This window comes from Pseudomonas sp. Nvir (assembly GCF_963778085.1).
Lineage (GTDB): Bacteria > Pseudomonadota > Gammaproteobacteria > Pseudomonadales > Pseudomonadaceae > Aquipseudomonas > Aquipseudomonas juntendi.
In genome coordinates this window covers 5,632,957-5,659,199 of sequence record NZ_OY970405.1, presented here as the reverse complement: position 1 = coordinate 5,659,199, position 26,243 = coordinate 5,632,957, and the positions used below count along the sequence as shown (strand labels likewise).

The following is a 26,243-nucleotide window of genomic DNA, read 5'->3' as shown; positions in this document are numbered from 1 at the left end:
GAAGATCTAAAGCCTTACCTTGCCAGCACCACCAACTTACCCACAGCCTGCCGCTGCCCCAGTTTCTCAATGGCAGCCCCGGCCTCGGCCAGTGGATAAGTCTGCGACACCAGCGGCTTCAACTTGCCTTCGGCATGCCAGGCAAACAGCTGCTGGAAGTTGGCCGCATTGTCCTGCGGCTGGCGCTGGGCAAACGCACCCCAGAACACCCCAAGCACCGCCGCGCCCTTGAGCAGCACCAGGTTGGCTGCCAGCTGTGGAATGGTGCCACTGGCGAACCCCACCACCAGCAACCGGCCATTCCAGGCCAGCCCGCGTACCGCCTGCTCGAACAGCTCGCCACCGACCGGGTCATAGATCACGTCGACCCCCTGGCCGTTGGTCAGGCGCTTGATTTCCTCGCGCAGGCTGGCCTGGCTGTAGTCGATCAGTTCATCTGCCCCGGCTGCCTTGGCCACCGCCAGTTTGTCGGCACTGCTGGCGGCCGCGATTACCCGTGCCCCCATGGCCTTGCCGATCTCCACCGCTGCCAGGCCGACGCCACCGGACGCGCCCAGCACCAGCAAGGTCTCACCCGCTTGCAACTGGCCGCGCTGGCGCAGGGCATGCATCGAGGTGCCATAGGTCATGCCAAACGCCGCTGCCGTGGTGAAGTCCATGCTCGCCGGGATCGGCAGCACGTTGTAGAACGGCACTGCCACCTGCTCGGCAAACGCCCCCCAGCCGGTCAGCGCCATGACCCGGTCACCGACCTTGAAGGCGCCGGCCTTTTCCCCGACCGCGGCTACCACACCGGCCGCCTCACCACCGGGGGAGAACGGCAGCGGTGGCTGAAACTGGTACTTGCCTTCGATGATCAGCGTGTCAGGAAAGTTGACCCCGGCAGCCTGCACGTCCAGCAGGATTTCGTTGTTCTTCGGCAGTGGGCTGGCGACTTCTTCCAGCACCAGGTTGCCCGCCGGGCCAAGGGTTTTGCACAACACAGCTTTCATTGGGGCTATTCCTTTGCGGGTCGTGGCCGATAAGTGTAGGAGGGCGGTGTACCGGGTCAACGAGCATGGCCCGCCCTGATGGGCAGGCATAAGCGGCGGCGTGAGCCTGGGCTTGGGTTTGCGCGCAGCGCTGGGTAAGCTGGCGCCAATTGGAATGAGGAGCGAATTCGTGAAAGCGTGGATCTTGATGGTACTGGCGCTGTTGCTGCCAACTGCGGCCATGGCCGAAGAAGCCAAGGAGGGTGCCCCCAAGGTTGCCTACATCACCCTGAGCCCGCCTTTTGTCGGCAACTATGCCCTGGATGGCGGCCCCCGCCTGCGGGTGTACAAGGCCGATGTGGCCCTGCGTGTGACCGGTGATGAAGCCGCCAAGGCCGTTCAGCACCACGAACCGCTGATCCGTAACCAGCTGGTGGCGCTGTTCACCCAACAGACTGTCGACAGCATGAGCAATGTCGAGGCCAAGGAGCACCTGCGCCAGGAGGCACTGAAACAGGTGCAGCAGGTAATGGAAGCCGAAGAGGGCAAGCCGATCGTTGAGGACCTGCTGTTCAACAACCTGATCGTGCAGTAAACGGCGCCGCTGGCGCGCGGTTTCAGCGCAACGCGACAATCACCGCCCATTGCTCGGCGGTTACCGGCATGACCGACAGGCGGCTGCCCTTCTGCACCAGCGGCAGTTCGGCCAGGCCGGCCTGCTGCTTCAGCTGGCCCAGCTCCAGTACCCGTGGCAGGGTTTGCACATGCGCCACATCCACTGCGCTCCACGGGTTCTTCTCGGCTGTGGCCTTGGCATCATGGTATGGGCTTTGTGGGTCCAGGGCAGTCGGGTCGGGGTAAGCCGCACGAATGATTTCGCCAATACCGGCGATGCCAGGCTGCGGGCAGCTGGAATGGTAGAAAAAGAACCTGTCACCCTCGCTCATGGCCCGCAGGAAATTACGCGCCTGGTAATTGCGCACGCCGTCCCAGCGCGCTTCGCCCAGGCGCCCCAGCGCTTCGATGGAGAGTTCGTCGGGCTCGGATTTCATCAGCCAGTAGGCCATGCGTGTTGCTCCTGAAAAGGTTTGTAATAACCTGTTGCACGAAACCGACAGCCGGTTGGCGTCAAGGTTTGCTTGCAGACGCAGGTTGTCGGAAAATGCGCCCCGTTTAATGCGCGATGCTCCGGCGGTACTCAGAAAGCCGCCGAGCCTGAACAGTTTGCCTTGGGGGGCAATCTTCCATGTATCAACGTAAAAAACCGGATCTGCTGTGGGTCCTGGTGTTTATTTTTGGCCTGGGTGTGGTCACTACCGGTTATGCGCAAGGGCTATGGGAGCGCAAGCTGGACAACGCCTACCAGACGTCGGCAGACGCCAGCCAGCCACAACGTTGATGCCCCCTGCTGGCGCCGATTACCGCGGCGCCAGGTACCAGCCACGGTCCGAGACCGTGCCCTGCAACGGTACGTCCCAACTGGCCTGCGCCAGCCGCTCGACCTTCTGGCACTCATGTGCCAAGCCCAGCAGCAACGGTTTTTTCCAGCTTTGCCGGCGCCCCTGGTAGGCCAGGCTGCGGTCATAGAAGCCGCCACCCATGCCCAGGCGGCCGCCCACCTCATCAAAGCCCACCAGCGGTAACAGAATCAGGTCCAGTGCCCAGATGGGCCGTTGGCGTTTGCGCTCGATAACCGGTTCGGGGATACGGAAACGGTTGGGTCGCAGTTTTTCCCCTGGCTCGAAACGCTGGAACACCATGCGCGTGCGCGGCCAGGCATGCAGTACCGGCAGGTAGGTGCGCTTGCCGCGGCGCTGGGCTTCACGCAATAACAGGCGCGGGTCTATTTCGCCGTCGTTGGGCAGGTACAGGGCAATGTGCCTGGCGCGGCGGAACAGGGGGTGCTGGGCCAGTTGCCGGTACAGCCCACGGGCCGCCTGGCGTTGCTGGGCGGGGGTGAGGGCGCGACGGGCATTGCGCAGCAAACGGCGAAGCTGAGGGCGGGTAAGCGGCGCGGTGTCGGTCATGGCACAGGCGATCCCAGGGGTGCTGGCCGCCAGACGCGGCACAAACGAATTGCCCGCCACAGGGGGCGGGCAAGGAATTCAGGCTCCCCGATAAGACCGCTATCGGTGTAGCCCTTGAACCCGAAAGTTCAAGGTGGAGATTGCAGGGGGCGTTAAGGCTTTCCGTCGGGCGGACATGCACACCGGCCCCAGCGTGCAACCCCCGTGGTTGTGCGTATCGGCTCAGGGACATAACCGACTGGCGCATCCCCCAGGGAGTGGCGCCAGTATACCAATCTCAGCCGATTTTGGTATCCGTGTCGTCGGACAAAGCCTTGTCTACCCGATCCAGCAGGTCGCGCACCTGTTCGCGGTTGGTGCCGCTGACGGGCGCCGCGCTGCGGTCTTCCTGGCGGTGCAGCATCTCGTGGGTGATGTTCAACGCGGCCATGACGGCAATGCGGTCGGCGCCGATCACCTTGCCGCTGCTGCGGATCTCGCGCATCTTGCTGTCCAGGTAGCGGGCTGCGCTGACCAGGTTGTTGCGCTCTTCCGGCGGGCAGATGATCGAGTAGTCCTTGTCGAGGATCTGCACGGTGACGCTATTGCTTGAACTCATGAGTCTTGCTCCAGAGCCTTGAGGCGTAAAATCATCGACTCGACCTTGCGCTTGGCTATCTCGTTTTTTTCGATGAGGTGGGCGCGCTCTTCGCGCCAGGACTTTTCCTGAGCTACTAGGAGTGCATTTTGCCGTTTTAGTTGCTCGACACGTTCGATCAGCAGCTCGAAACGGCTCATCAGTGCCTGCAGGTCGTTCTCTTGCGTGGGTTGCACTCGATTCGCTCCGTCGTTCGGTCACCTGGCGATGATGCCTCTCCCTGGGTGGCGACGGCCAGTGCCGATGGTCTTGGCGCGCCTGCCGGTGCTAGGATACAAGGCCTCATTCTAGTCATTTGCGCCGTCTGGCGCCTAGCTGCCCATGCCCAATACCCAATCGCCCTACATCGCTTTCGCCATGCTGCTGTCCAGCAATGGCCACCCTGTCACCCCGGCCGAACTGCACGGCCTGCTGATTGGCCGCAGCTGCGCCGGTGCCGGCTTCGATGCCGACGGCTGGCTGGCCGACGCGGCGCAACTGCTGGAAACCGAGCCCGGTGACACCGTGCGCAACGCCCTGGTTGGCCTGCAGGAAATGGTCAAGGGCGAGCTCACCAGCGACGACATGGCCATCGTTCTGCTGCTGCCTTCCGACGATGCCGCGCTGACCGACCGCGCCACCGCGCTGGGGCAGTGGTGCCAGGGCTTCATCACCGGCTTTGGCCTGAACGCCGGCGGCAAGGACTTGTCCGACGAGGCCAAGGAAGTGCTGCAGGACCTGGTGGCCATTTCCCAGGTGCAGGAAGCCCTCGAAGAATCCGAAGACGGCGAGAGCGACTACATGGAAGTCATGGAGTACCTGCGCGTTGCGCCGCTGCTGCTGTTCTCCGAGCTGGCCAAGCCTTCCGCACCCGCGCCCAAGCCATCGCTGCACTGATCAACCAGGGGTAGTCTGCCCATGAGCCACATTCCCAAGGCCGAGTATGCCCGGCGGCGCAAGGCGCTGATGGCGCAGATGGTCCCCAACAGCATCGCCATCCTGCCCGCCGCCGCGGTTGCCATCCGCAACCGCGACGTCGAGCACGTGTACCGCCAGGACAGCGACTTCCAGTACCTCAGCGGCTTCCCCGAGCCAGAGGCGGTCATTGCCCTGATCCCCGGGCGTGAGCACGGTGAGTACGTGTTGTTCTGCCGTGAGCGCAACCCCGAGCGGGAGCTGTGGGATGGCCTGCGCGCCGGCCAGGAAGGCGCGGTGAGTGATTATGGCGCCGACGATGCATTCCCCATCGCAGACATCGACGAAATCCTGCCTGGCCTGATCGAAGGCCGCGAGCGGGTGTACAGCGCCATGGGCAGCAACCCTGAATTCGACCGCCGGTTGATGGACTGGATCAACGTGATCCGCTCCAAGGCCCGGCTGGGTGCCCAGCCACCGAACGAGTTCGTTGCGCTGGATCATCTGCTGCATGACATGCGCCTGTATAAATCGGCAGCGGAAGTGAAGGTCATGCGCGCGGCTGCAGACATTTCTGCGCGTGCCCATGTGCGGGCCATGCAGGCCTGCCGGGCCGGGTTGTACGAATACAGCCTGGAAGCCGAGCTGGACTACGAGTTCCGCAAGGGCGGGGCGAAGATGCCGGCCTACGGTTCCATCGTTGCCGCTGGGCGCAATGGCTGCATCCTGCACTACCAGCAGAATGACGCACCGCTCAGGGAGGGCGACCTGGTGCTGATCGACGCCGGCTGCGAAATCGACTGCTACGCCAGTGACATCACCCGCACCTTCCCGGTCAGCGGGCGCTTTTCACCCGAGCAGAAGGCTATCTACGAGCTGGTGCTCAAGGCGCAGGCGGCCGCGTTCGCCGAAATCGCCCCCGGCAAGCACTGGAACCATGCCCATGAGGCGACCGTGCGGGTCATCACCACCGGGCTGGTGGAACTGGGCCTGCTGGAAGGCGATGTGCAGGCGCTGATCGACAGCGAAGCCTACCGCGCCTTCTACATGCACCGCGCCGGCCACTGGCTGGGCATGGATGTGCACGATGTGGGCGAGTACAAGGTGGGGGGTGAATGGCGGGTGCTGGAACCGGGTATGGCGCTGACCGTCGAACCGGGTATCTACATTGGTGCCGACAATCAGGCCGTGGCCAAGAAGTGGCGCGGCATTGGCGTAAGGATCGAGGACGACGTGGTGGTGACCAGGCAAGGTTGTGAAATCCTCACTTCGGGCGTGCCACGCACGGTCGCCGAGATCGAGGCGCTGATGCAGGCTGCACGCAAGGACGCCGCATGAACCGGGTAAACCTGGCAATCATTGGTGGCGGCCTGGTGGGTGCCAGCCTGGCGTTGGCCTTGCAGGCCGGGGCCAAGGCCAGAGGCTGGAAGATCCTGCTGATCGAGCCGTTCGCCCCTGGCGACAGTTACCAGCCCAGCTACGATGCCCGCTCTTCGGCCTTGTCCTTCGGCACCCAGCAGATCTACCAGCAACTGGGCCTGTGGCAGGCCATTGGCCAGCGCGCCGAGCCGATCCGGCAGATTCACGTCTCCGACCGTGGCCGCTTTGGCGCCACCCGCCTGGACGCCCAGGAAGAAGGCGTGCCGGCGCTGGGTTACGTGGTGGAGAACGCCTGGCTGGGCCAGTGCCTGTGGCAAGGCCTGGACCGCGAGGTGGTCAGCTGGCGCTGCCCGGCAGAAGTGGCCGCGCTGCAGGCGGTCGACGGTGGCTACCAGCTGCGCTTGAACGACGATACCCAGCTGCAATGCGACCTGGCAGTGCTGGCCGACGGCGGCCGTTCTGGTTTGCGCGAGCAACTGGGCATCCAGGTACGCCATACGCCCTACCAGCAAAGCGCCCTGATCGCCAACATCAGCCCTGGCGAGGCCCATGGCGGCCAGGCCTTCGAGCGCTTCACCGAAGACGGCCCCATGGCCCTGCTGCCATTGCCGGATAACCGCTGCGCGCTGGTATGGACCCGCCAGGGCATGGACGCAAAACGCCTGGCCGCGATCGACGAGCGCAGCTTCCTGCGCGAGTTGCAGGGTGTGTTCGGCTATCGGCTGGGCGCGCTGCGCCAGGTGGGTGCACGGCATCTGTACCCGCTGTCGTTGATCGAAGCCCAGGAGCAGGTGCGGCCACAGTTGGTGGTGCTGGGCAACGCTGCGCACAGCTTGCACCCGATTGCCGGGCAGGGGTTCAACTTGTCGTTGCGTGACGTGCAGGCGTTGGCCGAGGCGCTGCTTGCCGGCCCGCAGCGCCCGGGCGACCTGGCCACGCTGCAGGCCTATCACCAGCGCCAGCGCCTGGACCAGGCCATGACCATCGGCTTCTCCGACCAGGTCACCCGCCTGTTCGGCAGCCAGCAGCCGTTGCTGGCCGCCGGGCGCAACCTGGGCCTGCTCGGGCTCGACCTGCTGCCACCGGCCAAAAGCTGGTTCGCTCGCCAGGCGATGGGCCTGGGCACCCGCCCCGACCGGCAGGGCCAGGCATGAGCAACCCACGTAAACGCGCGCGCCGGGCGCGCATGCTGCGCTGGCTGTTGAACCTTTACCCGCCTTACCTGGGGGCAGGTATCCGCGTGCAGCACATCAGCCCGGACCTGCGCAGCGTGAAGGTGGCGATGAAGCTGACGCGCTGGAACCGCAATTACGTCGGTACCCAGTTTGGCGGCAGCCTGTATGCCATGGTCGACCCGTTCTACATGCTGTTGCTGATCGAGCAGCTGGGGCGCGACTACATTGTCTGGGACAAGGCCGCCAGCATCGATTTCATCGCGCCGGGCAAAGGCCCGGTGTTTGCCGAATTCCACGTCGATGACGCGCTGCTGGACGACATTCGCCAGCAGACCGCTACCGGCAAGAAGTGCCTGCCGCGTGTGCAGGTCGATATCCGCGATGGCGCCGGCGAACTGGTGGCGCGGGTCGATAAAACCCTATATGTGCGGCTCAAGCCGCAAGCGAGGCTGGCGTAGGCATGGAAATGCGCGCAGATCTGTTGATTGTCGGTGCCGGTATGGTCGGCAGCGCCCTGGCCCTGGCGTTACGCCACAGTGGCTTGCAAATCCTCTTGCTCGACGGCGGCCCGCTGACGGTCAAGCCGTTCGATGCCCAGGCTCCGTTCGAACCGCGTGTCAGCGCATTGTCGGCCGCCAGCCAGCGCATTCTCGAACGCCTCGGTGCCTGGGAAGGCATTGCCCAGCGGCGTGCCACGCCGTATTCCGACATGCATGTGTGGGACGGCAGCGGCACCGGGCAGATCCACTTTTCGGCCGCCAGCGTGCACGCCCAGGTGCTCGGCCATATCGTCGAGAACCGCGTGGTGCAGGACAGCCTGCTGGAGCGCCTGCACGACAGCGATGTCGGCCTGCTGGCCAACGCGCGGCTGGAACAACTGCGCCGCTCTGGCGATGACTGGCTGCTGACCCTGGCCGATGGCCGGCGCCTGCGCGCGCCGCTGGTGGTCGCGGCCGATGGCGCCCATTCGGCCGTGCGGCGGCTGGCCGGTTGCGACACCCGCGAATGGGATTACCTGCACCACGCCATCGTGACCAGCGTGCGTTGCAGCGCCGGGCACCAGGCCACAGCCTGGCAGCGCTTCACCGATGAGGGGCCGCTGGCCTTCCTGCCGTTGACCCGAGGTGGCCAGCAAGACTGGTGCTCGATCGTCTGGTCGACCACGCCGGAGCAGGCCGAGCGGTTGATGGCGCTGGATGACGCTGCCTTCGTGCAGGCCCTGGAGCGGGCCTTCGAGGGGCGCCTGGGGAGCGTGTTGCAGGCCGACCCACGTGTGTGTGTACCGCTGCGTCAGCGTCACGCCAAGCGCTACGTGGAGCACGGCCTGGCGTTGGTGGGTGATGCGGCCCACACCATCCACCCCTTGGCCGGGCAGGGCGTCAACCTGGGGTTTCTGGATGCGGCGGTGCTGGCCGACGTACTGGGCAAGGCCTGCGAGCGTGGCGAACGGCTGGCGGATGTGAAGGTACTGAGCCGTTACGAGCGCCGGCGCATGCCGCATAACCTGGCGCTGATGGCGGCGATGGAAGGGTTCGAGCGGTTGTTCCAGGCCAACCCGCTGCCGTTGCGCTGGTTGCGCAACAGTGGGCTGAAGCTGGTGCAGCAGATGCCCGAAGCCAAGGCGATGTTCGTGCGCCAGGCGTTGGGGCTGTCCGGGGATTTGCCGGAATTGGCCAGGGCTTGAGATGGCCGGGGCCGCTTTGCGGCCCCTCTGCAACATCCGGTAACGGCTCAAAGGATGAGCAAGAAAATGGGATTCACTACCATTTGCGCCTCTCATACCTTCCGAGGAGCGCTTTCCATGTTGCCACGCAAGCCCCTACTGGCCGCCCTGGCCCTGACTTTGTTCGGCGGCACCGCCCAGGCAGCGGAAGAAGTGGTGGTGTACTCCTCGCGCATCGATGAGCTGATCAAGCCGGTGTTCGATGCCTATACCGCCAAAACCGGCGTCAAGATCAAGTTCATCACCGACAAGGAAGCGCCGCTGATGCAGCGCATCAAGGCCGAGGGCGACAATGGCGTGGCCGACCTGCTGCTGACCGTCGATGCCGGCAACCTGTGGCAGGCCGAGCAAATGGGCATCCTGCAGCCGATCAAGTCCGCCACCATCGACCAGAACATTCCGCCGCAGTACCGCGCCTCGTCCCATGACTGGACCGGCCTCAGCTTGCGCGCGCGCACCATCGTCTACTCCAGCGAGCGGGTCAAACCGGCAGAGTTGAGCACCTACGAGGCCCTGGCCGACAAGCAATGGGAAGGCCGCCTGTGCCTGCGCACGGCGAAAAAGGTCTACAACCAGTCGCTGACCGCCACCCTGATCGAAACCCATGGCGAGGCGAAGACCGAGCAAATCGTCAAAGGCTGGGTCAACAACCTGTCCACCGATGTGTTCTCCGACGACAACGCGGTGATCCAGGCCATCGAGGCCGGCCAGTGCGACGTGGGCATCGTCAACACCTACTACTACGGCCGCCTGCACAAGCAGAACCCGCAGTTGCCGGTGAAGCTCTTCTGGCCCAACCAGGGCGACCGTGGCGTGCACGTGAACCTGTCGGGCATTGGCCTGACCAAACATGCACCGCACCCCGAGGCGGCGACCAAGCTGGTGGAGTGGATGACGGGTGAAGAAGCGCAGAAACTGTTCGCCGACATCAACCAGGAATTCCCGGCCAACCCGAAGGTCAGGCCATCGGAAGAGGTGGCAGCGTGGGGCAGCTTCAAGGCAGACAGCATTCCGGTGGAAATTGCCGGCAAACGCCAGGCTGAAGCCATCCGCCTGATGGATCGGGCTGGCTGGAATTAAGCGCCGGGCTTTATCCTCTCGGGGCCTGAAAGGGCCTCTTCGCGGGCTCGCCCGCTCCCACAGGATCTGCACTGCCCTTGAGATTTGGGCAGTCCCTGTGGGAGCGGGCGAGCCCGCGAACGACCGCAAAGCGGTCGCAAACCAGCCATAGAGACATTCACCTTGTCCCACACCCCCCAACGCCGCTGGTACTTGCCGGTATCGCTGATCGCTGCCCTGGTGCTCCTGCCCCTCAGCGTGCTGCTGCTGTCGTGGCAATCCATAGACGTGCAGATCTGGTCGCACCTGCTCGACACCCAGATGAGCCGCCTGCTGGGTAACACCCTGACGCTGGTTCTGGGGGTGGGCATCGGCGTCACCGTGCTGGGCGTCAGCCTGGCCTGGCTCACCAGCCTCTGTGAGTTCCCCGGCCGGCGCTGGCTGGACTGGGCGCTGATGTTGCCGTTCGCCATACCCGCCTATGTGCTGGCTTTCGTGTTCGTCGGCCTGCTGGACTTCGCGGGCCCGGTGCAGACCGCACTGCGCGAGGTATTCGGCCCCATGCGCCTGCCCCGGGTGCGCTCTACCGGCGGGGTCATCATCGTGCTGGTGCTGGTGTTCTACCCCTATGTCTACCTGCTGGCGCGCACGGCGTTCCTGGCACAGGGCAAAGGCTTGATGGAGGCCGCGCGGGTGCTTGGGTTATCACCCTTGCAGGCCTTCTGGCGGGTGGCGCTGCCCATGGCGCGGCCGGCGATCGGCGCCGGTGTCGCCCTGGCGCTGATGGAAACCCTGGCCGATTTCGGCGCGGTGGCGGTGTTCAATTTCGACACCTTCACCACAGCCATCTACAAGACCTGGTACGGGTTTTTCAGCCTGTCCAGCGCAGCCCAGCTGGCCAGCCTTTTGCTGCTGGCGGTGATGCTGGTGCTGTACGGCGAGCGCCGTGCCCGCGGCGCCAGCCGCAGTGGCAACGAGCGGCCACGCGGGCAGGCGCTGTACCGCTTGCGCGGGCTGAAGGCGTTGCTGGCCAGCGGCTGGTGCCTGCTGGTGTTCGCCTGCGCCTTCGTCATCCCGCTGCTGCAACTGCTGGTGTGGTTCTGGCAGCGCGGGCGGCATGACCTGGACGAGCGCTATGTCGGCCTGGTGTCGCACACCTTGTACCTGGGCGCCATGGCCGCGCTGCTCACCGTGAGCGCAGCATTGCTGCTGGCCTTCGCCCGACGCCAGGCGCCGAGCGCCGGCATACGCGCCGGGGTCGGCCTGGCCAACCTGGGCTATGCCTTGCCCGGTTCGGTGTTGGCGGTGTCGATCATGCTGGCCTTCAGTTACCTGGACAACCAGCTGGTCATCCCGTTGTCCGGCTGGTTGGGCGGGGCCGGCAAACCGTTGCTGCTGGGCAGCCTGTCGGCCTTGCTGCTGGCTTACCTGGTGCGCTTTATCGCCGTAGCTTACGGGCCACTGGAAAGCAGCCTGGAGCGCATTCGGCCTTCTTTGCCCGAGGCTTCACGCAGCCTGGGTGTCGGCGGTGCCAGGTTGTTCCTCAAGGTCTACCTGCCGCTGTTGCTGCCTGGCGCCCTCAGCGCCGCCTTGTTGGTGTTTGTCGACGTACTCAAGGAAATGCCGGCCACCTTGCTGATGCGGCCGTTCGGCTGGGACACGCTTGCTGTGCGGGTTTTCGAGATGACCAGTGAAGGCGAATGGGCGCGAGCGTCGTTGCCCGCCCTGACGCTGGTGCTGGTGGGCCTGTTGCCGGTCATCGGCCTGATCCGCCGTTCGGCCCGTCGACCCGGCCACGGTCACTGAGGGTGCCAGCGCGCGGGCTTGCGGCTACAATGCGCGGCATTCGCGCGGCGGGTGTCAAACAACAAGAGCTGACGCGCAACGTCATCGACCGCCGCCGCTTCGCCACGCCCGGAAGGAGAAACCCATGGGACAGCGCACGCTTTTGTACGACCTGCACCTGGCGCTAGGCGCCAAAACGGTCGATTTCGGTGGCTGGGACATGCCCCTGCACTATGGCTCGCAGGTCGAGGAGCACCATCAGGTGCGCAGCGATTGCGGGGTGTTCGATGTCTCCCACATGACTGTGATCGATGTCGATGGTAGCGATGCCACCGCCTGGCTGCAGCGCCTGCTGGCCAACGATGTGGCCCGCCTCGGCGACACTGGCAAAGCGCTATACAGTCCGCTGCTGCAGGCGCAGGGCGGAGTGATCGACGACCTGATCGTATACCGTACGGAACATGGCTATCGCCTGGTCACCAACGCCGCTACCCGCGCCAAGGTGCTGGGCTGGCTGCAGCAGCAGCGTGACGGTTTTGCCGTGCACTTCAAGGTCCGCCCCGACCTGGCCATCCTTGCCATCCAGGGCCCGCGTGCCCGAGAAAAGGTTGCGCCCCTGCTTAGCGCCGCGCGTGCCGCGCTGATCCGCGAACTGCGCCCATTCGAGGGCTTTGCCGAAGGCGACTGGTTCATTGCCCGCACCGGTTATACCGGTGAAGACGGCCTCGAGATCATCTTCCCTGGCGACCAGGCCGTGGGCTTCTTCAACGACCTGGTGGGTGCTGGCATCGCCCCCAGCGGCCTTGGCGCCCGCGACACCCTGCGCCTGGAAGCCGGCATGAACCTGTACGGCCAGGACATTGACGAGCAGCACACCCCGCTTACCTCCAACCTGGGCTGGAGCATTGCCTGGGAGCCTGCCGAGCGTGACTTCATTGGCCGCGCTGCCCTGTTGGCGGAAATCGAGCACGGTGTGCAGGAAAAACTGGTCGGCCTGGTACTGGAAGAGCGCGGCGTGCTGCGCGCCCATCAGGTCGTGCGTGTCGCCGGTATTGGCGAAGGGGAGATCACCAGTGGTAGTTTCTCGCCTACGCTGAGCAAGTCCATTGCCTTGGCGCGCGTGCCCATGGCCACTGGTGACCGGGCCGAGGTGGAAATTCGCGGCAAGTGGTACCCGGTGCGGGTGGTCAAACCGACCTTCGTGCGCCACGGCAAGATCCTGATCTGAACCATTATTTACCGGCGGGCGTACCGCTGAGCCAATCGAGGAATTCAAGACATGAGCAATATCCCCGCCGAACTGCGTTTCGCCGAAAGCCACGAGTGGGCCCGCCTGGAAGCTGACGGCAGCGTCACCGTGGGCATCAGCGACCACGCCCAGGAGGCCTTGGGTGACGTGGTGTTCGTCGAGCTTGCCGAAGTCGGCAAGGTGTTCGCCGCGGGCGACGCTGCCGGTGTGGTCGAGTCGGTCAAGGCCGCTTCGGACATCTATGCCCCGGTGGGTGGCGAAGTGATCGCGGTGAACGAAGAGCTGGCTGACAGCCCGGAGCAGCTCAACGAAGAGCCTTACGGGGCGTGGATCTTCAAGCTCAAGCCAAGCGACAAGGCCGAGCTGGACAAGCTGCTGGATGCTGCTGGTTACAAGGCCGCTATCGGCGAATAAGGCTTCAGGCCTGATCGCCGGCAAGCCAGCTCCCACAGAGATTGCATCAGGGCTGACAGGTGGTCGCCACAAGATATGCAGTGCCAGTGAGATCGAGCGCCGCCCGCGCGGCGCATCGCGAGCTGCGCTCGCTCCTACGTTTGTTTTGGGCCAGTAACCCCTGTGCCACGTGCGCGCGACCGCCTTGTTTGTACCGCGCGATAATGAGGCATGCGCCGCGCGGGCGGCGCTAGCTCTCACAGGCGCTGCATGTCTTCTGACAAACATCTGTCAGCCCTGATGCGATCCCTGTGGGAGCCGGCTTGCCGGCGATAGGGCCGGTACTGACCAAACAAGTTTCCCCGCACAACCGGCAATCCCTTCCTAGACTTGTAGTCTCCATGAGAGCTGTTCCAGGAAGAGAGCGTGGTCATGTCCCAGTCGCCGTCCCTGCATCAACTGCAAGAGCTCAACCCGTTCCTGCGTCGCCACCTGGGCCCGGATGCCGCCGAGCAGCAGGCCATGCTCAATGCACTGGGCGTGGCGAGCCGCGCCGAGCTGATCGAGCAAACCGTTCCGCCAGGCATCCGCCTGCAGCGCCCCCTCGACCTGCCACCGGCACTCGACGAGCAGGCGGCCTTGGCCAAACTCGCGGGTTATGCTGCGCAAAACCAGGTATGGACCAGCCTGATCGGCATGGGCTACCACGGCACCATCACCCCCACGGTCATCCTGCGCAACGTGCTGGAAAACCCCGGCTGGTACACCGCCTACACGCCTTACCAGCCCGAAATAGCCCAGGGCCGGCTGGAGGCGCTGCTGAACTACCAGCAGATGGTCATCGACCTGACCGGGCTGGCCCTGGCCAACGCCTCGCTGCTGGACGAGGCGACTGCCGCCGCCGAGGCCATGGCCCTGGCCAAGCGCGTGGCGCGCAGCAAGAGCAATGCATTCTTCGCCGATGAGCACTGCCACCCGCAAACCCTGTCAGTGCTCAAGACCCGCGCCGAAGGCTTCGGCTTCGAACTGATCATCGACTCTGTGGATAAGCTGAACACGCATGCGGTATTCGGCGCCTTGCTGCAGTACCCCGATACCCACGGCGAGGTGCGCGACCTGCGCCCGCTGATCGAGCACTTGCATGGCCAGCACGCCCTGGCCTGCGTGGCTGCCGACCTGCTCAGCCTGGTACTGCTCACGCCGCCCGGCGAGCTGGGCGCCGATGTGGTGTTGGGTTCCAGCCAGCGCTTTGGTGTACCGATGGGTTACGGCGGGCCACATGCGGCGTATTTCGCCTGCCGCGACGATTACAAGCGGGCCATGCCCGGGCGCATCATCGGCGTGTCGCGTGATGCCCGTGGCAACACCGCGCTGCGCATGGCCCTGCAAACCCGCGAGCAGCATATCCGCCGTGAAAAAGCCAACTCCAACATCTGCACGGCGCAGGTGCTGCTGGCCAACATCGCCGGCTTCTACGCGGTCTACCACGGCCCGCAAGGCCTTCAGCGCATTGCCCAGCGCGTGCACCGGCTGACGGTCATTCTGGCGGCCGGCCTTGCGGCCAAAGGCATCAAGCGCCTCAACCAGCACTTCTTCGACACCCTTACCCTCGACGTGGGTGGCGCACAGGCAGCCATCATCGAGAGCGCTGAAGCCGCACAGGTCAACCTGCGCATACTGGGCCGCGGCCACCTGGGCGTGAGCCTGGATGAAACCTGCAACGAGCAGACAGTGCTGCGCCTGTTGGACATTTTCGTGGGGGTTGACCACGGGCTGGACATCGCCGCGCTTGACCAGTCGGCCCTGGCCGAAGGCATTCCGCCCAGCCTGGTGCGGCATTCGCCGTTCCTTGCCCACCCGGTGTTCAACCTGCATCACAGCGAAACCGAGATGCTGCGCTACCTCAAGCAGCTGGAGAACAAGGACCTGGCGCTGAACCAGTCGATGATTCCGCTGGGCTCCTGCACCATGAAGCTCAATGCTACCAGCGAGATGATCCCGATCACCTGGCCTGCTTTCGCTCAGCTGCACCCGTTCGCCCCGGCGGGGCAGGCCGTCGGGTACAAGGCGATGATCGACGAGCTGGAAAGCTGGCTGTGCACCATTACCGGCTTCGATGCCATCTGCATGCAGCCCAACTCCGGGGCCCAGGGTGAGTACGCTGGCCTGATGGCGATTACCCGCTACCACCGCAGCTGCCAGCAACCGCAGCGTACCTTGTGCCTGATCCCGTCGTCGGCCCACGGCACCAACCCGGCGTCGGCACAGATGGCCGGCATGGAGGTGGTGATAGTCGATTGCGATCAGGGCGGCAACGTCGACCTGGCAGACCTCAAGGCCAAGGCCGGTGCAGCCGGTGAGCGCCTGTCGTGCCTGATGATCACCTACCCCTCAACCCACGGCGTGTACGAAGAGGGCATTCGCGAAATCTGTGACGTGGTGCACCAGCACGGCGGCCAGGTGTACATGGACGGCGCCAACCTCAATGCCCAGGTGGGGTTGGCGCGCCCTGCCGACATCGGTGCCGATGTGTCGCACATGAACCTGCACAAGACCTTCTGCATCCCCCACGGCGGTGGTGGTCCGGGCATGGGGCCGATCGGTGTTCGCGCTCATCTGCAACCCTTCGTCGCCAGCCACCCGGTGGTACCGGTCCCCGGCCTGGATCCGAGCAACAGTGCGGTCAGCGCTGCGCCCTGGGGCAGCGCCAGCATTCTGCCGATCAGCTGGATGTACATTGCCATGATGGGCCCGCAACTGGCGGACGCCAGCGAGGTGGCGATCCTCTCTGCCAACTACCTGGCCAGCCAGCTGGCTGGAGCCTTCCCGGTGCTCTACCGCGGGCGTAACCAGCGCGTGGCGCATGAGTGCATACTCGATCTGCGGCCGTTGAAGGCGCTGACGGGCATCAGCGAGGAGGACGTGGCGAAGCGCCTGATGGACTACGGCTTCCATGCACCGACCATGTCGTTCCCGGTGCCGGGTACGCTGATGGTGGAACCGACCGAAAGTGAGTCCAAGGCCGAGCTGGACCGCTTTATCGAAGCGATGCTGGCAATTCGCGCGGAGATCGCGGACGTTCAGGATGGCAAGTGGCCGGCAGAGAACAGCCCGCTCAGGCATGCGCCGCATACCTTGGCCGATGTCCTGGGTATATGGGACAGGCCCTACAGCCTGGAGCAGGCGGTGGCGCCGGTTGCGCATGTGCGCCAACACAAGTACTGGCCGGCGGTTAACCGGGTCGACAACGTGTATGGGGACCGCAACCTGTTCTGTGCCTGTGTGCCGGTGGAGGCTTATCGCTGATAGCGCAGGGGTGACCGATTGGGCGCGCAGCGCGCGCCCCGGGGTTTTACTCGGCTACCGCATTCTTGGCCAGGATGGCATTGGCCAGCTCCATGTCCGAGGCCTGCAGCCCCGGGTTCTCGGCCCGCGCCTGGTGCATGGCGGCTTCCAGGAACGGCCCACGAATCGCACCTTCGCTGGCAACGAAGCTGCTGGCGTCGTCCTGCGCGGCGAGGACAAGCTTGTGGTCCCGCGACGTCAGGTAGGTCGAACCAGTCGTTGCCCCGGAAGAAATCACGTTACGCCAAAAGGTATCAGCCATGGCCGAGCCCATAGGCAGCGAGAGCAGGGCAGCGGCGGCAACGGCAGTTTTGAGACGCATGTTGAAACACCTCGAAGGGTGGGGGTTGAAGATGCGCCGTTGGATCTTTTCCAATGGGGCAAGTTCCTGAATGCCGGGGCTTTTCGTCAGCCGCAGACGCGCAGCACCTCATGCATGCAGGTCTGCCCAGTGGTCACCTTGGCCTCGCCACAACGGCGAAGGTCCACCAGGCCATCGGCCCGGGCCTGTTGCCGCAGAATGGTCAGGTCGGCATCCCGGCCGATCAGCGCGCGCAGCTGGTCGCTGGGCTCGAGCAGTTCAAATAAACCGGTGCGGCCATGAAAGCCGGTGCCTCGGCAGGTACGGCAGTGGGCGCAGGTATTCGCTTGGCAGTCCGGGCACAGGGTGCGTACCAGGCGCTGGGCCATGACGCCGACCAGCGTCGCCTTGATCAGGTAGTCGGCCACGCCCAGTTCCTGCAGGCGGGTGATGGCCGCGCAGGCATCGTTGGTGTGCAGGGTAGACAGCACCAAATGCCCGGTCAGTGCGGCCTGTACAGCCACCAGGGCCGTTTCGCGGTCGCGAATTTCGCCGATCATGATGATGTCCGGGTCCTGACGCAGCAGGGCGCGTACCCCGGCGGCAAAACCAAGGTCCAGGGCGGGCTGCACCTGCAACTGGTTGAACGCCGGCTCCAGGCGCTCGATGGGGTCTTCGATGGTGCACAGGTTGACCTGTGGCGTGGCCAATAGCTTGAGGCTGGTATACAGCGTGCTGGTCTTGCCGGAGCCGGTGGGGCCCGTCACCAGGATGATGCCCTGGCGCTTGCCCAGCAGGCGCTGCCACTGGGCCAGTTGCTGGCCTTGCAGGCCGAGGCGGTCGAAGCCCTCGTGCAGTTGCTGCGGGTCGAACAGGCGCAGCACCAGCTTTTCGCCGTAGGCGGTTGGCAGGGTCGACAGCCGTAGCTCGACCTCACCGCCGCCGGGCAGGCGGCTGTGCAGGCGGCCGTCCTGCGGCCGGCGCTTTTGCGCCACATCCATGCGCCCCAGGTGCTTGAGGCGGCTGACCAGTGCCAAGGTTACGCCGGCAGGAAAGGCGTACACGTTATGCAGCAGGCCGTCGATGCGGTAGCGCAACTGGCCCTGATCGCGGCGGGGTTCCAGGTGAATGTCGCTGGCACGTTGTTCGATAGCGTACTGCAGCAACCAGTCGACGATGTGCACGATGTGCGCGTCGTCGGCGCTGGCTTCGGCCTGGCGCTTGCCCAGTTCCAGCAGTTGCTCGAGTTCGCCCAGGCCGGCGGCCTGCTGGTATTGCGCGCCTTTTACCGACTGGGCGAGGTGCTCGAACGACTGCCCTGCCTGGCGGATCTGCAACGGGCTGGCCAGCACCCGGCGAATCGGCCGGCCCAGGCTGCGGGCCAGGTCGGCCTGCCAGTCGTTCTGGTAGGGCTCGGCACTGGCGACGGTAACGCCGAGGGCGTCGGCTGCGACGATGAGGATGCCGTGGCGCTGGGCGAAGGCCGGTGCGATCAGGCCGCTGACCTGGGGCAGGTCGAGCTGCATGGGGTCGATGCGCAGGTAAGGCTGGCCGACCTTGCGGGCCAGCCATTGGCAAAGGTGCTCAAGGTCCAGCTGCTGGCCAGGCTGTTGGCGGTGTTCCAGGCTGCAGGCGGCGATCTGTTCGAGCGGATGGCAAGCGGGGTGGGCGGCGGCGTTGTCGAGCACGTGCTCGGCGTCGTTGGCGTGCAGGTGCTGGTCGGCGACCAGGGCGGCGAGCACGTGTTCAAGGTCGAGGGTCATTGTGTGGGGGCTATGCATGCTGGGCGTCCGTGCCTGATCGGGAATGTGCCGATCAGGCTAGCCGGGCGGGGCGCTGGCATCACGGGGGAAGGGTTTCGGGGTTTTACACGTACGGTGTAGAGGCATTCCGCGAGGCTATAGGCCAATGCCAGTCAGTTAAGTAATTTGGGGCCGCTTTGCGACCCTTCGCGGGCACGCCCGCTCCCACAGGGGATCGCGCATTTCTTGAGTTCAGCGCCTAACGTGTGGGAGCGGGCGTGCCCGCGAAGGGCTGCAAAGCAGCCCCAGTAACGCTTAACTGACAGGCATAAGGCAGCCTTTATTCGCTATGATTTGACCATTTTGCTTGGCTACCGAATTGAGCAATTCGTCAGCACCCACTATGGAGAAACAGCAATGCATAGCGAGCTGGACGCCTACGATCGGCGCATTCTTGAACTGCTGCAAGAGGACGCTTCGCTTTCCAGCGCGCAGATTGCCGAGCGTGTGGGGCTGTCACAGTCGCCGTGCTGGCGGCGTATCCAGCGTTTGAAGGACGAGGGGGTGATTCGTGGGCAGGTGACCTTGCTCGACCGCAAGAAGATCGGCTTGAACACCCAGATATTCGCCGAGGTGAAGCTCAATGCCCACGGGCGCTCCAACTTTACCGAATTCACCGAGGCCATTCGCGGCTTCCCGGAGGTGCTGGAATGCTATGTGCTGATGGGCGCGGTGGATTTTTTGCTGCGCATCGTTACCTCGGATATCGAGGCCTATGAGCGGTTCTTCTTCGAAAAGCTGTCGAACGTGCCGGGGATTCAGGAAGTGAACTCGATTGTGGCGCTTTCAGAGATCAAGTCCACTACAAGCCTGCCGCTGCGGACCCGCTGACGTGGTCCCTTGTAGGAGCGGCCTTGCGTCGCGAAAGGGCCGCAAAGCGGCCCCGGCAGTATCTGCTTGAAGCGCAGATCCCGGGGGCGCTTCGCACCCCTTTCGCGACGCAAGGCCGCTCCTACAGGGCCGCATCAGGCCTTGAGCAGATGCTTCCAGCCACGGCTCTGGTCGACTGCCCGAGCCTGGTCGATGCGTGCTTCCAGCACTTCATCGCTGATCGGCAGTTCGGCCAGCTCGTGCAGCTTCTTCAGGTCGCCATACAGGCGGTCCATCTGCGGTGCTTCCAGCACCTGGCGGGCGTGGTGCAGCCAGGCCAGCAATTGTTCGATCCGCGGCAGCTGCTCAGCCAGGTCTTCGGGGCGCTGGGTGTACAGCGGCAGCTTCAGTGCACGGCCTTCTTCACCCAGCAAATGGCCCATCCAGCTGGCCAGCTGCGCCTTGCCCTGGCGTTCGCCACGGCCCTTGCGTTCCACTGTCCAGGTGCGGGCCAGCAGCCAGCGTGAGGTTTCCAGGGAGAACTGGCCCCAGCGCACGTCTTCCAGCTCTTCGGCAAACTGCTCGGGCGCGGCGCGGCGGATGTCTTCGTCGTCGTTACCGGCCTGCACCAGCGGGCGCCAGTCTTCCAGCAGGGCGTCGAGGCTGCTGCGCAGTTCACGGGTAGCGGCACGCGGTGCGGCCTGGCCCAGGCTGGCGGTCAACGCACGCAGTTCGCTCAGGCACTCGACCCAGTCCTGCAACAGGCGCCAGTGGCCATTGTGGCGGTACTGCTCGGCCAGGCGCTGGCTGCTGCCCAGCAGTTGCCAGGCCAAGGCGGCGTAGGCGTCGTCCACGGCCATTTCCGCGTCCAGCTCGGCCCCTGGCAGGCCCAGCTCATAGCTGTCTGGCTCCAGCAGGCGGTAGCCGCGCTCGGCCTTGCTGATGTCGCACGGCATCAACGGCAGGCTGGCGGCCAGCTCGGCGGCCAGTTCCAGCAGTGCCTGCGGCTCACCTTCGCGCAGCTCCAGTTCCAGCTCGCAGATGGCTTCCTTGCGCTTGCCGGCGACCACGAAGCCTTGGTCCAGCGCGGCCTCGATCACCACCTTGCTTTTGCCACGGCCCCAGGCGATTTCGGCGAACTCGCGGGTGAAGTCCGTGGTGAACAGTGGCTTGATGGTCTTTTTGTCCAGGCCGGCCAGTTGTTCGGGCCAGCAGGTGGCATCGAGCTTTTTCAGGTCCAGCTTGGGCTTGTCCAGGTTCCACTCGTACTCATTGCGCTCCGACAGGCCCGCTACGCTTTGGCCGCGGCACTTGAGGGTCTGGATGACCACATCGCCATCGCGACGCAGGCGCAGGGCCACGCGGGCAGCAGACAGCTCACGCTCGGCAGTGTCGAAGTACTGGTTGGTCAGTTCGCGGGTCTGCCAGCCGGACTTGTTGCGCTTTTTCAGCAGAGGGTGCTCGCGCAGGGCGGCAAGGGTCTCGCGGCTGGCGCGTAGCTTGAGTTCGGTTTCTTTGTGCATCACAGACTCGAAGGAGGGGGCGTGGTTGGCAAGGAGTTTACAGCAGTCGGCCGCGCTCTGTCGGGTCGCGGTGGTTTCTTCGCGGGCTCGCCCGCGAAGAAACCCACACGCTTGCCTTGGGAACGATAGGCATTGTTATGATGGGCAACGCTTCCCAGGAGTACGCGCATGCCGTTGCCGACGCTGAAAGACCAGTTTGCCGCCTTGATCGCCGCGCCTTCGGTCAGTTGCACCCAGCCAGCGCTGGACCAGTCCAACCGCCAGGTCATCGAGCTGCTGGCCGGTTGGCTGGGCGACCTGGGGTTCCAGTGTGACATTCAGCAGGTTACCCCCGGCAAGTTCAACCTGCTGGCCAGCCGCGGCACCGGCCCGGGCGGCCTTGTGCTGGCGGGGCACAGCGACACCGTGCCCTACGACGAACAACTGTGGCGCAGTGACCCGCTGAAGCTGACAGAAACCGACGGGCGCTGGGTTGGCCTGGGTAGCTGCGACATGAAAGGGTTCTTCGCCCTGATCATCGAAGCCGTCATTCCGCTGCTGGAGCACGATTTCAAGCAGCCCCTGCTGATCCTCGCCACCTGTGACGAAGAAAGCTCCATGTCTGGTGCCCGCGCCCTGGCCGAGGCCGGCCAGCCGTTGGGGCGAGCGGCGGTGATCGGCGAACCGACCGGGCTGCGGCCGATCCGCATGCACAAGGGCATCCTAATGGAGCGCATCGATATCCTGGGGCGCAGCGGCCATTCCTCGGACCCAAGCCTGGGCCACAGCGCCATGGAAGCCATGCACGCGGTCATGGGCGAGCTGATGGGCCTGCGCCAGCAATGGCAGCAAACCTACCGCAACCCACAGTTCAGCGTGCCCACCCCGACCATGAACTTTGGCTGCATCCACGGCGGCGACAACCCAAACCGTATCTGCGGCCAGTGCGCACTGGAGTTCGACCTTAGGCCTTTGCCGGGCATGGATGCCGAGCAGTTGCGGTCGGCCATCCGCGAGAAACTGCAGCCGCTGGCCGAGCGCCACGAGGTCCGTATCGACTACGCACCGCTGTTCCCGGAGGTGCCGCCGTTCGAGCAGGCGGCCGATGCCGAGCTGGTGCAGGTAGCCGAACGCCTGACCGGCCATCGCGCCGAAGCGGTGGCGTTCGGCACCGAAGCACCTTATCTTCAGCAGCTGGGTTGCCAGACCATCGTGTTGGGCCCCGGCGACATCGCCTGCGCCCACCAGCCTGGCGAATACCTTGAAATGTCACGAATCGAGCCTACCGTGCGTCTATTGCGTGACCTGATCCGGCACTATTGCCTGCACTAAACGTCAATCGTACTGATTCGTTCCTGCCTAGAGGAGACCGCGCGTGACCGCAAGCCTGTTCCGACGATGATCCTGAACGCCCCGTGTATCGCCGTTCTCCGTCCACTTATCCACAGGCCCTGTCATGCCCGATTACGTCAACTGGCTGCGTCATGCCTCCCCGTACATCAATGCCCATCGCGACTGCACCTTCGTGGTCATGCTGCCTGGCGATGGGGTAGAGCACCCCAACTTCGGCAATATCGTCCACGACCTGGTCCTGCTGCACAGCCTTGGCGTGCGCCTGGTACTGGTGCACGGCTCGCGCCCGCAGATCGAAAGCCGTCTGGCTGAGCGCGGCCTGACGCCGCATTACCACCGCGGCCTGCGCATCACCGATGCCGCCACCCTGGACTGCGTGATCGACGCCGTCGGCGCCCTGCGCCTGGCCATCGAGGCGCGCCTGTCGATGGACATCGCGGCCTCGCCGATGCAGGGCTCTCGCCTGCGCGTGGCGTCCGGCAACCTGGTCACCGCACGGCCGATCGGTGTGCTCGAAGGGGTGGACTACCACCATACCGGCGAAGTGCGCCGGGTCGACCGCAAGGGCATCAGCCGCCTGCTCGACGAGCGCTCCATCGTGCTGTTGTCGCCCTTGGGTTACTCACCCACCGGGGAGATCTTCAACCTGGCCTGCGAGGACGTAGCTACCCGCGCGGCCATCGACCTGGGTGCCGACAAGCTGCTGCTGTTCGGCGCCGAGCCAGGTTTGCTGGACGCAGACGGCAAGCTGATACGCGAGCTGCGCCCACAACAGGTGGCCCCGCACCTGCAGCGCCTGGGCAGCGATTACCAGGGCGAGTTGCTGGATGCTGCGGCTGAAGCCTGCAAGGGCGGCGTCGCGCGTAGCCACATCGTCAGTTATGCCGAAGACGGCGCCCTGCTGACCGAGCTGTTCACCCGCGGCGGGGGCGGCACGCTGGTATCGCAGGAGCAGTTCGAGGTGGTGCGCGAGGCGACCATCGAAGACGTCGGTGGCTTGCTCGACCTGATCAGCCCGCTGGAGGAGCAGGGCATCCTGGTGCGTCGCTCGCGCGAGGTGCTGGAGCGTGAGATCGAGCAATTCAGTGTGGTCGAGCGCGAAGGCATGATCATCGCCTGTGCGGCGCTGTACCCGATTGCCGATTCCGAGGCCGGCGAGCTGGCGTGCCTCGCGGTCAACCCGGAGTACCGCCATGGTGGGCGGGGCGACGAATTGCTGGAGCGTATCGAGAGCCGTGCGCGGCAAATGGGCTTGAGTACCCTGTTCGTGCTTACCACGCGCACGGCGCACTGGTTCCGCGAACGTGGCTTTGCGCCGAGTGGCGTGGAGCGGCTGCCGGCAGCGCGGGCATCGCTGTACAACTACCAGCGTAATTCGAAGATTTTCGAGAAGTCTTTGTAAATCTGTACCGGCCCTATCGCCGGCAAGCCGGCTCCCACAGGGAAAGCGCCAGCCCTGAAGGTTGTGCAGTACCTGTGGGAGATTCTATGGTTCCTGGCAAGGGTAGCCGGAGCATCTTCAGCGCCTGTGAGATCGAGCGCCGCCCGCGCGGCGCAATCGCGAGCTGCGCTCGCTCCTACGTTTGTTTCGGGCCAGTAACGCCTGTGACAGGCGCACGCGGCCGCCTTGTTTGTACGGCGCGATATTGAGGCATGCACCAAGGCGTTCGCGCGCGAATCCCACAGGAATAATTGGCCCGAAACAAACGTAGGAGCGAGCGCAGCTCGCGATTGCGCCGCGCGGGCGGCGCTCGCTCTAACAGGCGCTGCCATACCTTGTGGCAAACACCTGTCAGCCCTAAGGCGATCCCTGTGGGAGCTGGCTTGCCGGCGATAGGGCCGCAAAGCGGCCCCGGCAATCTCAGCGTGTACAGAACATCTTGGCGGCGGCGTTTTGTTTACACGGTATGCAGGTACCAGTTGTACTCGAGGTCGGAGATCGAGTGTTCGAACTCCTCCAGCTCGCTTTCCTTGCACGCGACGAAGATGTCGATGTACTTCGGATCGATGTACTTGTTCAGAATCTCGCTGTCGTCCAGCTCACGCAAGGCATCGCGCAGGTTGTTCGGCAAGCTCTGCTCAAGTTGCTCGTACGAGTTGCCTTCGATCGGCGCGCCTGGCTCGATCTGGTTGGTCAGGCCATGGTGCACGCCCGCCAGCACGGCAGCCATCATCAGGTACGGGTTGGCGTCGGCACCGGCTACGCGGTGCTCGATGCGCACAGCATCGGCCGAGCCGGTCGGTACGCGCAATGCCACGGTACGGTTGTCCAGGCCCCAGCTTGGCGCGTTCGGTACGTAGAACTGCGCACCGAAGCGGCGGTAGGAGTTGACGTTCGGGCAGAGGAACGCCATGGACGCTGGCAGGGTCTCGAGCACACCGCCGACAGCGTGACGTAGCGCGGCGTTCTGCTCGGGATCCTCGCTGGTGAAGATGTTGTTGCCATCTTTGTCCAGCACGGAAATGTGTACATGCAGGCCGTTGCCTGCCTGGCCCGGGTAGGGCTTGGCCATGAAGGTGGTGTCCATTTCATGGTCGTACGCAATGTTCTTGATCAAGCGCTTGAGCAGTACCGCGTAGTCGCAGGCCTTGAGCGGGTCTGGCACGTGGTGCAGGTTGACTTCGAACTGCGCCGGGGCGCTTTCCTTGACGATGGCGTCGGCCGGGATGCCTTGTTCCTTTGCGCCTTCGAGGATGTCCTGCAGGCAGTCGGCATATTCGTCGAGGTCGTCGATCAGGTACACCTGGGTCGACTGCGGGCGTTTGCCCGAGATTGGCGAGCGCGGTGGCTGTGGGCGGCCGTTCACGTTCTCCTGGTCGATCAGGTAGAACTCCAGCTCGAACGCGGCGCAGATGGTCAGGCCCATGTCGGTGAACTTGCTCACCACCTGGCGCAGCACTTCGCGCGGGTCGGCGAAGAACGGCTCGCCTTCCAGCTCGTGCATGGTCATCAGCAGCTGGGCAGTGGGGCGCTTTTGCCACGGTTCGTTACAGAGTGTGTCTGGGATCGGATAGCAGATGCGGTCGGCATCGCCGATATCCAGGCCCAGGCCAGTGCTTTCGACGGTGGAACCGTTGATGTCGAGGGCGAAGAGGGAGGCCGGCAAGTTGATGCCTTTCTCGTAAACCTTGTGGAGGCTGGTGCGCTCTATGCGCTTGCCGCGCACCACACCATTCATATCTGCAATCAGAAGGTCAACGTAGAGAACCTCAGGATGTTCCTTAAGGAACGCGTTCGCTTCGTTAAGCTGAACGGCACGCGGGGGTACCGACATGATGCAACACCTTTGTTGTTAAAAATATCAATCAAGGGGGGCTTGCAAGACCAGTCAACCGAAAAGCCATACTGATGTCAAGCCAACCCCATGATGCCCTGAAATGGCCCATCTACGGCAGATTTGCTGCAAATCGGGGCATGGCATTATCCGCTATTTCCCCGGTAAAGAGCTATCTCAAGCGTGCCGTGTTTTATTTTTTACGCGGGTGTTGTGTAAAAAAATGAACAAGGCTAAGCTCGGTCTCAACCCAGAACACAATAATACGAGGGTCACATGGTCCGCTTGCCGCGACCTGAAAGCACTGCGTGCGCAGTGCCATCGGGTACCTCCGCCGTTCATGCAAGCTGCGTCGCTGTTGCTGCCGCCCTGGCCGCAATAATTGACGTTTGGCGTTCCCGGACCTGCCCTCGCAGCGGCTTGCCGCCCTTCGTTTCATCTTCCTGCCTTTTGAACTCATTTCGGACACAGCTGATTTCAGTGTATCCACTGTGGCTCTGCGCGGGGGTTTTTGCTTTAGCAATCTTCTCCATCCAGAATCAAGTTGCGGACCACCTTACCT

General features: G+C 64.3%; 24 protein-coding genes and 1 other RNA gene. 15 read left to right on the top strand and 10 right to left on the bottom strand.

Features of this window, described 5'->3' with window-relative positions:
- Positions 1-14: 14 nt before the first annotated feature.
- A complete protein-coding gene (locus AACG97_RS26995; protein WP_197886410.1) occupies positions 15-992 on the bottom strand; it encodes an NADPH:quinone oxidoreductase family protein in 978 nt (325 codons plus the stop codon).
- Between the two features lie 169 nt (positions 993-1,161).
- Here AACG97_RS26995 and AACG97_RS26990 point away from each other — a divergent pair, with 169 nt between their 5' ends.
- Positions 1,162-1,566: a flagellar basal body-associated protein FliL gene (locus AACG97_RS26990; RefSeq protein WP_009684146.1), complete on the top strand. Its 405-nt coding sequence runs from the start codon at positions 1,162-1,164 to the stop codon at positions 1,564-1,566.
- A 22-nt stretch (positions 1,567-1,588) separates the two neighbouring features.
- On the opposite strand, the gene AACG97_RS26985 is transcribed toward AACG97_RS26990, so the two are convergent.
- Entirely contained in the window at positions 1,589-2,038 is a 450-nt protein-coding gene (locus AACG97_RS26985) for an EVE domain-containing protein (protein WP_009684145.1), read from the bottom strand.
- A gap of 179 nt (positions 2,039-2,217) precedes the next feature.
- On the opposite strand from AACG97_RS26985, the gene AACG97_RS26980 reads away from it, so the two are divergent.
- Positions 2,218-2,370, top strand: a complete 153-nt coding sequence (locus AACG97_RS26980) for a hypothetical protein (protein ID WP_009684144.1) — start codon at positions 2,218-2,220, stop codon at positions 2,368-2,370.
- Positions 2,371-2,389: 19 nt separating this feature from the next.
- On the opposite strand, the gene AACG97_RS26975 is transcribed toward AACG97_RS26980, so the two are convergent.
- The 4 genes from AACG97_RS26975 to AACG97_RS26960 form a co-directional block, all read right to left on the bottom strand.
- The gene (locus AACG97_RS26975; protein WP_009684143.1) at positions 2,390-2,998 is read right to left on the bottom strand and encodes a 5-formyltetrahydrofolate cyclo-ligase; all 609 of its coding nucleotides are present in this window, start codon (positions 2,996-2,998) and stop codon (positions 2,390-2,392) included.
- 80 nt (positions 2,999-3,078) lie between these two features.
- A non-coding RNA gene (gene ssrS, locus AACG97_RS26970) (6S RNA) lies at positions 3,079-3,258 on the bottom strand.
- Between the two features lie 17 nt (positions 3,259-3,275).
- Positions 3,276-3,596, bottom strand: a complete 321-nt coding sequence (locus AACG97_RS26965) for a cell division protein ZapA (RefSeq protein WP_009684142.1) — start codon at positions 3,594-3,596, stop codon at positions 3,276-3,278.
- Positions 3,593-3,775, bottom strand: coding sequence for a TIGR02449 family protein (locus AACG97_RS26960; protein WP_029886233.1), 183 nt, complete (start codon positions 3,773-3,775; stop codon positions 3,593-3,595). Before AACG97_RS26960 ends, AACG97_RS26965 begins: the two co-directional genes overlap by 4 nt.
- Positions 3,776-3,956: 181 nt before the next feature.
- Between AACG97_RS26960 and AACG97_RS26955 the strand changes: the two genes are divergently transcribed.
- From AACG97_RS26955 to gcvP, 10 genes are all read left to right on the top strand, one after another.
- Positions 3,957-4,511 (top strand): YecA/YgfB family protein, encoded by a 555-nt coding sequence (locus AACG97_RS26955; protein ID WP_009684141.1) that lies wholly within the window; start codon positions 3,957-3,959, stop codon positions 4,509-4,511.
- Between the two features lie 21 nt (positions 4,512-4,532).
- Positions 4,533-5,867 (top strand): Xaa-Pro aminopeptidase, encoded by a 1,335-nt coding sequence (gene pepP, locus AACG97_RS26950; protein WP_009684140.1) that lies wholly within the window; start codon positions 4,533-4,535, stop codon positions 5,865-5,867.
- Entirely contained in the window at positions 5,864-7,063 is a 1,200-nt protein-coding gene (gene ubiH / locus AACG97_RS26945; RefSeq protein ID WP_125854683.1) for a 2-octaprenyl-6-methoxyphenyl hydroxylase, read from the top strand. Before pepP ends, ubiH begins: the two co-directional genes overlap by 4 nt.
- On the top strand, positions 7,060-7,542 hold the full coding sequence (locus AACG97_RS26940) for a DUF4442 domain-containing protein (RefSeq protein ID WP_009684137.1): 483 nt from the start codon (positions 7,060-7,062) through the stop codon (positions 7,540-7,542). Before ubiH ends, AACG97_RS26940 begins: the two co-directional genes overlap by 4 nt.
- Positions 7,543-7,550: 8 nt before the next feature.
- The gene (locus tag AACG97_RS26935; RefSeq protein ID WP_177333708.1) at positions 7,551-8,768 is read left to right on the top strand and encodes a 2-octaprenyl-3-methyl-6-methoxy-1,4-benzoquinol hydroxylase; all 1,218 of its coding nucleotides are present in this window, start codon (positions 7,551-7,553) and stop codon (positions 8,766-8,768) included.
- Positions 8,769-8,885: 117 nt separating this feature from the next.
- Positions 8,886-9,887 (top strand): extracellular solute-binding protein, encoded by a 1,002-nt coding sequence (locus AACG97_RS26930; protein WP_047150145.1) that lies wholly within the window; start codon positions 8,886-8,888, stop codon positions 9,885-9,887.
- A 162-nt stretch (positions 9,888-10,049) separates the two neighbouring features.
- Complete coding sequence (locus AACG97_RS26925; protein ID WP_047150144.1) at positions 10,050-11,672, top strand: ABC transporter permease; 1,623 nt, start codon at positions 10,050-10,052, stop codon at positions 11,670-11,672.
- 124 nt (positions 11,673-11,796) lie between these two features.
- Positions 11,797-12,879: a glycine cleavage system aminomethyltransferase GcvT gene (gene gcvT / locus AACG97_RS26920; RefSeq protein ID WP_197886406.1), complete on the top strand. Its 1,083-nt coding sequence runs from the start codon at positions 11,797-11,799 to the stop codon at positions 12,877-12,879.
- A gap of 51 nt (positions 12,880-12,930) precedes the next feature.
- Complete coding sequence (gene gcvH / locus AACG97_RS26915) at positions 12,931-13,314, top strand: glycine cleavage system protein GcvH (RefSeq protein ID WP_009684130.1); 384 nt, start codon at positions 12,931-12,933, stop codon at positions 13,312-13,314.
- A gap of 411 nt (positions 13,315-13,725) precedes the next feature.
- Entirely contained in the window at positions 13,726-16,599 is a 2,874-nt protein-coding gene (gcvP, locus tag AACG97_RS26910) for an aminomethyl-transferring glycine dehydrogenase (RefSeq protein ID WP_115295050.1), read from the top strand.
- Positions 16,600-16,645: 46 nt separating this feature from the next.
- On the opposite strand, the gene AACG97_RS26905 is transcribed toward gcvP, so the two are convergent.
- Positions 16,646-16,960, bottom strand: a complete 315-nt coding sequence (locus tag AACG97_RS26905; protein WP_009684128.1) for a DUF2388 domain-containing protein — start codon at positions 16,958-16,960, stop codon at positions 16,646-16,648.
- A gap of 86 nt (positions 16,961-17,046) precedes the next feature.
- Positions 17,047-18,720, bottom strand: coding sequence for a GspE/PulE family protein (locus AACG97_RS26900; RefSeq protein WP_029886239.1), 1,674 nt, complete (start codon positions 18,718-18,720; stop codon positions 17,047-17,049).
- A 378-nt stretch (positions 18,721-19,098) separates the two neighbouring features.
- Between AACG97_RS26900 and AACG97_RS26895 the strand changes: the two genes are divergently transcribed.
- Complete coding sequence (locus AACG97_RS26895) at positions 19,099-19,572, top strand: Lrp/AsnC family transcriptional regulator (protein WP_009684126.1); 474 nt, start codon at positions 19,099-19,101, stop codon at positions 19,570-19,572.
- Positions 19,573-19,706: 134 nt separating this feature from the next.
- On the opposite strand, the gene AACG97_RS26890 is transcribed toward AACG97_RS26895, so the two are convergent.
- Positions 19,707-21,074, bottom strand: a complete 1,368-nt coding sequence (locus AACG97_RS26890) for a CYTH domain-containing protein (RefSeq protein ID WP_029888015.1) — start codon at positions 21,072-21,074, stop codon at positions 19,707-19,709.
- A 168-nt stretch (positions 21,075-21,242) separates the two neighbouring features.
- Between AACG97_RS26890 and argE the strand changes: the two genes are divergently transcribed.
- Together argE and argA are read left to right on the top strand one after the other, a co-directional pair.
- Positions 21,243-22,385 (top strand): acetylornithine deacetylase, encoded by a 1,143-nt coding sequence (gene argE, locus AACG97_RS26885; RefSeq protein ID WP_115295046.1) that lies wholly within the window; start codon positions 21,243-21,245, stop codon positions 22,383-22,385.
- 124 nt (positions 22,386-22,509) lie between these two features.
- Positions 22,510-23,808: an amino-acid N-acetyltransferase gene (argA, locus tag AACG97_RS26880; protein ID WP_029888017.1), complete on the top strand. Its 1,299-nt coding sequence runs from the start codon at positions 22,510-22,512 to the stop codon at positions 23,806-23,808.
- 496 nt (positions 23,809-24,304) lie between these two features.
- On the opposite strand, the gene AACG97_RS26875 is transcribed toward argA, so the two are convergent.
- Entirely contained in the window at positions 24,305-25,681 is a 1,377-nt protein-coding gene (locus AACG97_RS26875) for a glutamine synthetase family protein (protein WP_009681720.1), read from the bottom strand.
- Between the last annotated feature and the right edge of the window lie 562 nt (positions 25,682-26,243).